The organism is Planococcus sp. CAU13, from assembly GCF_000775575.1.
GTDB lineage: Bacteria > Bacillota > Bacilli > Bacillales_A > Planococcaceae > Planococcus.
The window spans coordinates 1-10,628 of record NZ_JRGN01000171.1; the positions used below are offsets into that span (position 1 = coordinate 1).

Genomic DNA, 10,628 nt, shown 5'->3' on the forward strand with positions numbered 1-10,628 from the left:
TATAACGCAAACAAAGTGGTCTATTCCGCAAACAAACGAAGTTATACCGCAAACAAACGCGTATCCCCCTATCAAATGTCTCTGCACTGTCGCTTTTCGCCTGCGAAAAGCATGTAATCGGGGTTTTACATATAAAGAAAAGGGCGGATTACAGGGCTTCGCCCGAAAGTTCAGGGAGAAGTGAAGTAAGCGGGGGTGTGGGAAAAGTGCGAGTGATCCTAGAACACAGAAAAGTGATCATAGAACCCACAAAACCGCTCATAGGAATTTTCCGGACACGCAATTTTTCTGTTACCATTGAAACCAAGGCTATATCCCGAAAGAAGGAAACCGTTTTGAAATTACTACGCACTGTGCTGGTGGCGATTGCGGCCGGCTTCCTATTCAATCAAATCGGCATGTTCCTGCCGTGGCTTCTAGGGCCGATGCTGGCACTCTTACTGCTGAGACAATTTACAGAAATGGAATTTTACTGGCCGCGGATATTCCGCACTATCGGCCTCATTCTGCTCGGCATCATGATCGGAGCCTCGTTTACACGGGAATCAGTACTGCTGATGTGGGTCGATTTGCCGTACATGCTGTTTATGACAGTATCGGTAATAATCGCAGCATTATTATTCGGGCTCCTGTTCAGCAAAATGGCCAACGAATCGCTCCAGACCAGCCTGCTCGGATCGATGCCAGGCGGGCTGTCGCAGATGGTGCTCATCTCTGAGGATGTCAAGAACGCCAACGTCACCGTTGTGTCGGTCATGCAGACGTTCCGCATTTTCCTCGTCGTGACGATTGTGCCGCTGCTGACGACTTTTCTGGCGGGCAGGGAAGCATCTCAAGTTCCGCAAACAGAGGCAGCCTCTTTTTCGCCAGCCCCATTTTCAATGGCCATCATTCTCGGCATCATCGCCTATTTATTGATGAAGCGTTTTTCATTTCCCGCGAAAGAATTATTGGCACCGGTGCTCGTCCTGGCAATCGTGCAGTCCTATACCGGCGACACGCTCACCGCGATGCCGCCGCTACTCATCATTCTAGCCCAACTCCTCGTCGGTGCACATCTCGGCCTGCAGATGGAAAAGCTGCGTGAAAATATGAGCATGCGGCTGGCGTTTGCAATTGTGGTGAATAACGTTTTGCTCATCGCGTTCACTGTATTGATTGCTTATATTTTATCCGCACTGCTCCCGGAATACCTGTTCCTCGATTTCTTCCTGAGCGCTGCACCCGGCGGCATGGCGGAAATGGGGATCACGGCGCTCGCTGCAGGAGCCGATGTGGCGCTCATCACGAGCTTCCATTTGTTCCGCCTGTTCTTTATTTTATTGCTGGCGGCGCCTGCCGTTGCCTATTTTTTGAAAAAACTTGACGCTAAAACCGGAAATTGAGTACAATGGTTGTAATCAGATATTGATGCGTTGAAGAGGATAGTAGAATGTGCGTGCATTGCAGAGAGGAAGCCGAACGGTGAAAGGTTTCCATGGACCAGCATTTGAATGTCACCTCCGAGCAGTTTCCGTGAACTTGAGTAGCGGAATCCGGATGCGAATCCGTTATCGAACTTGAGAGCCAGGCTTTTTTCAGCCTGTGTATAAAGGTGGTACCGCGAAAACTCCTTCGTCCTTTAAGTAGAGACGACAGGAGTTTTTTTGTACCCTTTTTTAGCCCAGGTTTGTGCTTCAACCCATCAAAACCAAGCGCTATGGAAATCAAAACCAGCAGCGACTAGAAGAGGAGGAACTCACATGACAGAAACCATGTCGACCAAGTACGATCCGCAGTCCATTGAAAAAGGGCGTTATGAATGGTGGATCCAGAACAAGTTTTTCGAAGCAAAACCCGAAAGCGGCAAAACGCCGTATACGATTGTGATTCCACCGCCGAACGTAACAGGAAGGCTGCATCTCGGCCATGCCTGGGATACGACGCTGCAGGATATCCTGACACGCATGAAACGCATGCAGGGATATGACGCGCTGTGGCTGCCTGGCATGGACCATGCCGGAATTGCGACACAGGCGAAAGTTGAAGGCAAGCTGAAGGAAGAAGGCAAGTCGCGCTATGACCTTGGCCGTGAAGCATTCTTAGAGGAATCATGGAAATGGAAAGAAGAATACGCGGGCCATATCCGTGAACAATGGTCGAAACTGGGCCTTGGCCTCGATTACTCCCGTGAGCGCTTCACGCTGGATGAAGGATTGTCGAAAGCGGTTCGCGAAGTTTTCGTTAAACTTTATGAGAAAAAACTGATCTACCGCGGTAAATACATCATCAACTGGGATCCGGCGACGAAAACGGCCATTTCCGATATCGAAGTTATTTATAAAGATGTGCAGGGTGCGTTCTATCATATGCGCTACCCATTGACAGACGGCAGCGGCCATATCGAAATCGCGACGACACGTCCTGAGACGATGCTCGGTGATACGGCAGTTGCGGTGCACCCGAAAGATGAACGCTACCAGCACCTCATCGGCAAAACGGTGACGCTTCCGATCATCGGCCGTGAAATGAAAATTGTTGCTGATGACTATGTGGACATGGAATTCGGAAGCGGAGCGGTGAAAATTACACCGGCGCATGACCCGAACGACTTTGAAATCGGCAATCGCCATAACCTGGAACGCGTGCTGATTATGCACGAAGACGGAACGATGAACGAAAATGCCGGTAAATACGAAGGCATGGACCGCTTCGAATGCCGTAAAGAGATCGTTAAGGACCTGCAGGAGCAGGGTGTTTTATTCAAAATAGAAGAGCATTTGCATTCGGTTGGGCATTCTGAACGGAGCGGGGCAGTGGTTGAGCCATATCTGTCGACGCAATGGTTCGTTGACATGAAGCCGCTGGCGCAGAAATCAGTGGATTTGCAGCAGGACGAAAACGGCGTCAACTTCGTGCCGGATCGTTTTGAAAAAACCTATCTTCACTGGATGGAGAACATCCGCGACTGGTGCATTTCGCGTCAATTGTGGTGGGGTCATCAGATTCCGGCCTGGTATCACAATGAAACCGGCGAAATCTACGTTGGGCACGAAGCTCCAACTGATGCTGAAAACTGGACGCAGGACGAAGACGTGCTGGATACGTGGTTCTCATCAGCGCTGTGGCCGTTCTCGACACTCGGCTGGCCGGAAGAAAACGATGAACTGAACCGTTATTATCCGACTGACGTGCTGGTTACGGGTTACGACATCATCAACTTCTGGGTATCGCGCATGATTTTCCAGGCCCTCCAATTCACGGAAGAAAAGCCTTTTGACGATGTATTGATACACGGACTTGTGCGTGATGCGGAAGGACGCAAGATGTCGAAATCGCTCGGCAACGGCGTGGACCCGATGGATGTCATCGAACAGTACGGCGCCGACTCGCTGCGTTATTTCCTGGCAACGGCTTCATCGCCTGGCCAGGACCTCCGCTTCTCGATGGAAAAAGTGGAGAGCGTTTGGAACTTCGCCAATAAAATCTGGAATGCCTCCCGTTTTGCGTTGATGAACATGGAAGGCATGACATATGAAGAGATCGATTTGAGCGGCAAGAAATCCGTGGCCGATTCGTGGATCTTGACGCGCCTCAATGAAACGATCGAACAAGTGACGTCGCTTGCTGAACGCTACGAGTTCGGTGAAGTGGGCCGTCTCCTTTACAACTTCATCTGGGATGATTTCTGTGACTGGTACATTGAGATGGCGAAATTGCCGTTATACGGTGAAGACGAAGATGCGAAGCGGATGACTCGTTCCGTACTTGCTTATGTACTCGACAACACGATGCGTTTATTGCATCCGTTCATGCCGTTCATCACGGAAGAAATCTGGCAGAACCTGCCGACACAAGGCGAATCGATCACGGTTGCAGCCTGGCCGACAGTGGATCCGGCATTGACGGATCAAAGCCAGTCTTCAAGCATGAAGCTATTGGTGGATGTCATCAAATCCGTACGGACGATCCGCGCGGAAGTTCAGTCGCCGATGAGCAAGAAAGTGCCGCTGACGATTTCTGCGAAAGACGCTGAAACGCATGCGGTGCTGGAAGCGAACTCCGCGTACATTGAACGTTTCTGCAACCCGGAAACGCTGACGATCGGCCAGAATATCCAGGCTCCTGAAAAGTCGATGTCGGCAGTAGTATCCGGAGCAGAATTGTTCATGCCGCTGGAAGGCCTGATCGATGTTGACGCAGAGCTTGCACGTTTGAATAAAGAGCTGGAGAAATGGGCGAAGGAAGTCAAACTTGTTCAAGGCAAATTGTCAAACGAACGCTTTGTTTCAAAAGCACCTGAAGCGGTTGTCGCGGAAGAACGCGCGAAAGAATCGGATTATCTGGAGAAGCACGCGACGGTTGAGAAACGTATAGTGGAACTGCAGAATCTGTAAAATATTCATGAAATAAAAATAACCCCGAATCACTTCTAATTCAGAAGCGGTTCGGGGTTTTCGCTTTGCAGCAATTATTTATCTTCAAACTTCTTCTCCACATGCCTCACCAGCAACTCTGCAATATTCTCCTCATGCGTCTGGTAGAACGAACGGGCACCTACAGGGTCTTCGATTTCGTTGAACAGGTGGCGGCCGTCTTCCAGCAGCAGGAAGTCGACGCCGATATAATCGACTTTGATGGCGCGGGCGATTTTCAAAACTTCCTGTTCCTTAATGGAGTCCAGCACGAATTTTTCAACTTCCGCACCCAGCGAGAAATTCTTCTTGAACGAATTATCAGAGCTCCGTTTCACAGCACCTACAACTTCATCGCCGATAACATAAGCTCGGACGTCCGCCGAGTGTTCGATAACAGGTTGAAAAATGACTTCTCTTTTGAAGGTCTTCCAGGCATCAGCGCTGTCGATGATTTCCACCTCGCTGCCGCCATGGCCATCGACCGTCTTTGCGACGCAGGGGAATTGCTGCGGTGTGCGGTAAGTCGGAATAGCGGGTACACCGAGCATCAAAAACAGCTGATAACTCAGCCATTTATCATTGGCGATTCGGTTGACCTCCGCCCGGTTGACGAGGCGGACGCCATTGTTTTCCAAATAACGGGCTGCAAGGGGACGCCGGCAGCGCCAAATGACAATCTCACCGATCAGCTTTTCAGCGAGTTGCTCAACCCCCGCATCATCCCACTCATCCCAGCAAACCATTTCAACATTAGCAAACCGCTTAATTTCCGCTATAAACGCACCATTCCGCTCAGCATCGGCCGTTTCATACAACAGGATCATCGAATGTCCTCCAGAATATAGGCGATCATGGCGTCCGCCACGTTGATGCCAGTGACGTTCAGGATGTTGCGGATATGGGCGGCGGCGTTCACTTCACAGACGAGCGGCTTCTCATCCGCGTCAAACAGCAGATCGACACCTGCGAAAATGGCGCCGGTTGCACGGGCCGCCGCCAGTGATATTGTTTTTTGTTCTTCCGTCAGCTCAATCGGGAACGCTTCGCCGCCGTTCGAGATGTTGGCGCGAAAATCGGTTTTCGATTCCCGGTACATCGCAGCGACAATTTCTCCGCCGACGATATTGACCCGGATATCGCGGCCGCGGCTCGCTTCGATAAATTCCTGGAAAACGAAATCGATGCCGCGTAACTCATCCACTTTAGCATAAAACTGTTCTTCCGTTTCAATCAGATAGACTTTCATGCCGAACGAGCCGTGGCCTTCCTTGATGATCATCGGCAGGCCGAGACGCTCGAGCACCCGTTCGAAATAGCCCGACTCCCGGATGGAAAAGTTCGGATAGACTTTCGGGGCGATAATGGTTGCCGGCATCGGCAAACCGGAAGAGGCAAGCGCTATGTACTGCTTTGCTTTATTGTCACAAAGGTCGATGATGGCCGGGTCATTATACACGGGCACGCCGCGGCTCTTCAGAAAATAGCCGAGCAAAATATCTTTGTCGAGCATGACCGCAAAATCTGGCAAAACCATGTCAGCGGACAGATCTATCAGGGCGTCATTGTTTTTCATGATACGCGCATCAACCCCGGCGCGTTCGGCTGCTTCCGCCACCAATTCGGCCTGGTCGACAAATTTTTCGGAAATTAAACTTCCATTATAAATGATCCAACATAACGCCATATCCATTCCACCTTCATGCTATAATAATAAAAAAATTGTATCACGTTTGGGATCGGAAAAGAGGCTTTTGATGATAACGGGACTCGACCATTACAAAAAGAAGTGGAATATAGCGTCAGAAGCTTCCATAAAACCGGGATTGGACGCAATAAAAAACGCCCTGGCCGAATTGGGCAATCCACACCACAACCAAAATTTCATACATATTGCCGGCACCAACGGCAAAGGATCCACAGCGGCGTTCATCGCCGCTGTTCTGATGTCTCACGGCAAAACAGTCGGCAATTTCTTTTCGCCTGCCATCGTGGATGTCCATGACCAGATCCAGATAAACCGGCAGCCGGCCACTGAAGATGATTTTGACTGGGCAATGGAAAAACTGTCGAAGATCAGCACGCCTCTGACCGATTTTGAATTGCTGACGGCTGTGGCTTTTCTTCTATTTAAAAAGCACAAACCAGATTTTACAATTATCGAAGCCGGAATGGGCGGAAGATTCGACAGTACAAACGTTATCGAGCCGATCATATCAGTCATAACGAGCATTTCTTTGGAACACACCAATTTTCTCGGTGCAACACTCGAGGAAATTGCCTGGCATAAAGCCGGAATCATCAAAAAAAGGAAACCGATAGCAATCGGGAGACTTCCTGATGAAGCGGAAAAGGTAATCTGTACCACAGCCAAAAACATGGACTCGGAAATTTTATGGTCTAAAGACCTATACGAAGGTCCGATAAAATTAAAAGGACAACATCAAAAAGCTAATGCAAATCTGGCATGGTTGACAACAGAAAATATTCTTAAAAACCAATTTCAAGAACATATGGCAATAAAAGGATTGGCTCAGGCAACGATTCCGTACCGCTTTGAAGAAGTATTTCCGGATGTCATTTTCGATGGTGCCCATAACGAAGCAAGTGTCGCCGCTTTGGTGGAAACAATCAGAGAAACCTATCCAGACCGCGATATTCACATTGTTATGGGTTTATTGAAAGACAAAGACGCTGATGGGATCCTGCGCAAACTGGAGACAGTGAGCGAGCATTTCACCTTCCTGGAATTTGAAAATGAACGTGCTTTACCCGCCCAAACTTTATTTTTAAAAAGTAGTAGTAAAATAAAGACAATTCAAAACCATTGTGATATATTACCTGTAACCAGTAAAAATAAAGTGACAATAGTCACGGGTTCGCTTTATCTTTTAGCAAACCTTAGAAAACAAAATTACTCGATGTTCAAACTGTACAGAACCGATTAATGAGAATTTCTACGGCATATAGAGGGAACCTAGTAGGGGAGAAGTTGCTATGCATAAGTTACAGAAAAGACCGATAATTCTGTGGACGCTTTGGATTCTCATCGTTCCTCCAGGACTCTATTTAATCTATCAATATTTCCCGCCGCCTGATATTCCGTGGGCGGACGCTGCAGCCTACCTGGCATTTTTCATCCTTGCCTGTCTGCTTCCGATGAACATCAACGGCGTGCCGACTTATCTGGTGCAATGGCTGACAGTCGCCGTGTTTCTGAAATTCGGTTTATTCGCAGAAGTCCTGTTGTCCCAGCTGACGATGCTGATTGTCATCCTGCGTCTCCGGACTTCCGAAAGCCTTTGGATCCGCACACCCTTTAACTCGATGATGTTTTTCGCCATTTCCTCTTTGGCAGGTTTGTCGTTCATCTTTGCAGGCGGACAGATCGGCTCGCTTGATTTGGGGCATATCGTGCTATTCGGACTCCTGTTCCAGATGGTTTCCGTCGTCTCCAATCAGGTGATCCTCTATGTATACGTCCGGATTCTCGGCGAACACAAAGATTTCTTCTCGCTCGACACCATTTGGGATTTCGCCATTGCGTTTCTTGCTTTTCCTTTGGCGATCGTCCTGTATATTTCGGAAACATACATCGGGCTGGCTGCACTGCTGCTTCTCGGAATTCCTTTCTTCACAATGGCGGCGATCATGCGCATGTACAATAACTCTGAAAAAGTCAACAGCGATCTGAAGAAAGCCGGCGAAATCGGGCATCAGCTGGCAGCCCGGCTGTCACCGGATGAAGTGTTTGACCAGTTCGTCCTTCAGGTGGCCGACCTTTTTCAGGTCGATTACGCCTACGTCATCGATTACCGCGACGGCCAACTCATAACGCTGCGGAAGTATGAAGACAATGAATTCCAGAAGATCGACGCTGAACCGGCTAAATACAATGAAGGCGTGGCAGGCAATGCCATCGTCCAGAACACATCTTTTATTTTCGACAGCAAGGCCCAGTGGAAAGGCATGGAAACGAGCTACATAAAAGCGGATACGGAAAGTCTGATGACGACGCCGATTTCACGGAACAACCGGATTGAAGGGGTGCTTGTCCTCGGTTCCCGCAGCAAGCACGCATTCGTGCCGCATCAGCTGCAGATCCTGGACATCCTCAGTACCTACTTCGCTGTATCGCTTGAAAAAGCAGGGCTGGTCCAAAAAGCGATTGCGAAAAGTGAACGCTGCGGCCTGACGAAATTATACAATTACCGTTACCTGGATGAAGCGCTTGAAAAAGCAATGGTGAGAGTCAATAACGGAGAATTGCGGAACCTGTCCGTCATCATGATGGATATTGACCGCTTTAAAGGCATCAATGATAAATACGGGCACCAGAGCGGCAACGAAATCCTTGTCTCGCTTGCCGACCTTCTTTGTGAAATTGTCGGCAGTGAAGGAACGGTCGCCCGTTACGGCGGTGAAGAGTTTGTCGTGCTGCTGCCAAACTACAGCAAAGAACTGGCAATGTTGCTGGCGGAAAATATCCGCAAGGAAATCGAGAAACATGACTTCATGATCCAGAACGATCTCGACGAAGACCGCAGCACCATCCCGATCAATATTACGATGAGCATTGGCGTGTCGTCCGCACCGGATGACAGCGATGACGGTATGGCGATGATACGCAACGCCGACCGGGCATTATATATCGGAGCGAAACAGGCAGGGCGCAATAAAGTCGCAGCTTACACCAAATAAAGACTGTAACCGGAAATATACCGGTTTGCAGTCTTTTTTACTAGCCCTAAATATCTGATAACAAATATTTGTGAAAATATGTAGAAAAATATGCAAAAAAACCGTGCAGAGAAAACGGGAAAATGCAATAATGATAGTAATTAAGTTTTGTACCATAAGAAAGGTTTAATTTCCAATATAAGGTTAACGTTATTTAATGATTTTTTGGGGGGCTGAGCATGAAGAAATGCCGTGTGAGCAATGAGAAAGGATTAACTTTAGTCGAAGTACTGGCCGCAATAGTTATTCTGGGTATCTTGTTTGTCGGCATCATGACGATTTTTCCGCAGATGACGTTATTCAATGAAAAAACAGAAGCGAAACTGGACACCATGAATCTGGCAAGGCTGGAGATGGCCGCCATAACAGACCAGGAAAAATGGCACAAACTAATTTTGGCGGCGCCCACGGACCCGCTGACAAATGTTCCTGATTATTTGAAAGAAACAAAGATAATTGAAGAAATGGCGAAGCTTAACTATACCGAAAGCGCTCGGCCGCATCCGGAAGGCATCATCCGTTTCGAGAAAACAGACGGTTATTTATATGAAGCCGATATTTATCTGGAATGCGAAACCTTCCTGGATTCAGCGTCATCAGCTGGCAGCTGCGAAGAAACGGAGCGCAACAAACTTTATAAAGTCCATGTGAAAATTTTAAAAGAATCTGTTCCGGGAAGCGGTAATTACACATTGAGCAGTGAGACTTTCTCCTATATAACCTATAAAGCCATAAACGCACCGCCCGCATCAACTGGAGGTGGCTGACTTGAGGGGCAATCAAAAAGGGGTGACCCTGATCGAGCTGATCGTGGCGCTGGCGCTTGTTTCGGTGGTTGCGATCATCGGCTGGACTGCGATATCCATCGGCATGCAGCACGGAGCTACAGAAACGAACCGGACCATCCTCCAGCAGGATGCCAATTTGATGATCAGCAGCCTGATGGCGGCACACCGCGGCAGCCACGAGTACAGCATCATATTCGATGACGATCAATTGAAGATCGAGTCGTGCACGGAAGACAGAATATGTGAAACCAATAACATTTCCGGTAAATACGATTTCACCGGCACCATTGTCAATAATGTACCTGTTGTCAGATCTCCCGGCACACCGGTTATATTCGACGGGCTGTTCCCGAAAGAAGAGCACACTGAAATTACTTTGACAATCACAGATCTGAACAATCCAAAAAGGACGTTGACGATTGAAACTACTTTGTCGAGGTTATTGACGAGCCAGAACTGAAAGGGGCAATGATGATGAAGCCATTAGAAAACCAGCAGGGTTATGCGCTTCTTGTTGTTTTATTGATGGTCGTGCTTTTTATGGGACTGTCTGCCACTTTCATGGCCGGCTCGCTGAGCAATGCAAAGCAGGAGCAGACGGTGGACACGACAAACCAGGCGGTTGCGTCGGCGGAGATGGGCGTCAAATTTCATTCAGCGGATTTCGAGCGTGAAATTGGGATCATCAAGGCTGAAATTATCGAAA

At 48.6% G+C, this 10,628-nt stretch carries 8 protein-coding genes, 1 pseudogene and 1 other annotated feature; of the genes and pseudogenes, 7 read left to right on the top strand and 2 right to left on the bottom strand.

Annotation, left to right across the window (positions count from 1 at the left end):
* Positions 1–335 precede the first annotated feature (335 nt).
* Both KW93_RS07185 and KW93_RS07190 read left to right on the top strand, forming a co-directional pair.
* Entirely contained in the window at positions 336–1,385 is a 1,050-nt protein-coding gene (locus KW93_RS07185) for an AbrB family transcriptional regulator (RefSeq protein ID WP_235318380.1), read from the top strand.
* A gap of 21 nt (positions 1,386–1,406) precedes the next feature.
* Positions 1,407–1,625: a binding site (T-box leader), on the top strand.
* A 117-nt stretch (positions 1,626–1,742) separates the two neighbouring features.
* Entirely contained in the window at positions 1,743–4,376 is a 2,634-nt protein-coding gene (locus tag KW93_RS07190; protein ID WP_033542312.1) for a valine--tRNA ligase, read from the top strand.
* Between the two features lie 74 nt (positions 4,377–4,450).
* Here the strand turns inward: KW93_RS07190 and KW93_RS07195 are convergent, their stop codons facing one another.
* On the bottom strand, positions 4,451–5,221 hold the full coding sequence (locus KW93_RS07195; RefSeq protein ID WP_033542313.1) for an ATP-grasp domain-containing protein: 771 nt from the start codon (positions 5,219–5,221) through the stop codon (positions 4,451–4,453).
* Positions 5,218–6,081: an ATP-grasp domain-containing protein gene (locus KW93_RS07200; RefSeq protein WP_033542314.1), complete on the bottom strand. Its 864-nt coding sequence runs from the start codon at positions 6,079–6,081 to the stop codon at positions 5,218–5,220. Before KW93_RS07200 ends, KW93_RS07195 begins: the two co-directional genes overlap by 4 nt.
* 70 nt (positions 6,082–6,151) lie before the next feature.
* On the opposite strand from KW93_RS07200, the gene KW93_RS07205 reads away from it, so the two are divergent.
* The 5 genes and pseudogenes from KW93_RS07205 to KW93_RS07225 all read left to right on the top strand — a co-directional run.
* Positions 6,152–7,342 carry a bifunctional folylpolyglutamate synthase/dihydrofolate synthase gene (locus KW93_RS07205; RefSeq protein ID WP_033542315.1) on the top strand — a complete coding sequence of 397 codons (1,191 nt, stop codon included), beginning with the start codon at positions 6,152–6,154 and terminating at the stop codon, positions 7,340–7,342.
* A gap of 49 nt (positions 7,343–7,391) precedes the next feature.
* Positions 7,392–9,095 (top strand): sensor domain-containing diguanylate cyclase, encoded by a 1,704-nt coding sequence (locus KW93_RS07210; RefSeq protein WP_052131502.1) that lies wholly within the window; start codon positions 7,392–7,394, stop codon positions 9,093–9,095.
* 218 nt (positions 9,096–9,313) lie between these two features.
* A complete protein-coding gene (locus KW93_RS07215) occupies positions 9,314–9,901 on the top strand; it encodes a PulJ/GspJ family protein (RefSeq protein WP_033542316.1) in 588 nt (195 codons plus the stop codon).
* A 1-nt stretch (position 9,902) separates the two neighbouring features.
* Positions 9,903–10,382, top strand: a complete 480-nt coding sequence (locus KW93_RS07220; protein ID WP_033542317.1) for a type II secretion system protein — start codon at positions 9,903–9,905, stop codon at positions 10,380–10,382.
* A 14-nt stretch (positions 10,383–10,396) separates the two neighbouring features.
* Positions 10,397–10,628 (top strand): annotated as a pseudogene (locus KW93_RS07225) (hypothetical protein); the annotation flags it as partial.